The organism is Oleiphilus sp. HI0061 (assembly GCF_001635675.1).
The window spans coordinates 1-1,049 of sequence record NZ_LWFE01000237.1 but is presented as its reverse complement, the minus strand read 5'-3'; the positions used below and the strand labels follow the sequence as shown (position 1 = coordinate 1,049).

Below are 1,049 nucleotides of genomic sequence, written 5' to 3'. Positions count from 1 at the left end.
AAGTATGAGATGATTGATTATGCAAAGCTTTATGGCTCTAGGGCGAAAGGGAATTATCATGAGCGAAGTGATATTGATATTGCTGTCGTCGGCGATAATATTGACCGTTTTACGAGCTCAGCACTAGCGTTAGATTTTGCAGATTCTGATATCCCGCTTGTAGTCGATGTGCATTGCTTTCATGACATTAAGAACTTGCAGCTACGTGATCACATTGAGAGAGTTGGCCAAGTAATTTATGAGTCAAAAGGGGCTTAGCACTTTAGGTGCCCCCCTTTATCGTCTTACTTATTCATCAAATCGTCCCATTTACAATAGGTGCCATTCCAACCAGCGTATCCCTAAGAGTAGAACTTCCCAGCCCGTGATAACTCAGTACATTTTCGAAGTTGCCTTGCTCGCCGTGTAGTGCCATGTAATTCAGCATAACGGTTTGAACTAGTAGGTTAACGTTATTGGCAGCAGGGCTTGATGCGGTTTCGACTGATGCGTCGCTACGCATATAGCCAACCTGGTTGCGTATCGCAGTAGGGCGACCGTTTCCGCTAGGGTCATAGACTAGGTAGAACGCTGCAGCAGTTGATTGGTTATCGCCGGTCCATACACCTTTGCCGCGGCCTTGTTCAGAATTATCTACCATGCCATTACTGGCGACTGAACCGTCAGAAAAGACGTAAAGCATAAGCGGTACACCAATTCGTGCTGCGTATTCCAGGCAAGCGCCCATGACACGTCCTGCTCTTAAGTCACGAGCTTCACCTGTCGAACGGTTACCCGTATGGTAGTCATAACCACCCATGGTGATTGTACCAGCACCGGCATAGCCATTGATCACGAGTTTCATGACCGATGCGGCTTTCTGGAATTCGCGGTCATTGAGAAATTCTTCACTACTAAAGATACCGCTTGCTCCGACAATATCCGGGTCTTGTACCGGGTCGAGGTCAGCAGGGTTGCCAAAACGGTCTGCCAGGTCGGCACTTTTTACATAGCCACAGCGTACAAGGTCTTTTACGACTTCGTCAGTGGTAACATTTACGCCAGCGTTA

The 1,049-nt window shown here is 47.6% G+C and carries 1 protein-coding gene and 1 pseudogene; one reads left to right on the top strand and one right to left on the bottom strand.

All coding sequences use genetic code 11. The features are described from left to right. Positions 1–258 (top strand): nucleotidyltransferase domain-containing protein (locus A3735_RS02970; protein WP_068637568.1); only part of this gene is annotated, 258 nt, incomplete at its 5' end. 37 nt (positions 259–295) lie between these two features. On the opposite strand, the pseudogene A3735_RS02965 reads toward A3735_RS02970, so the two are convergent. Further along, a pseudogene (locus tag A3735_RS02965) lies at positions 296–1,049 on the bottom strand (hypothetical protein); the annotation flags it as partial.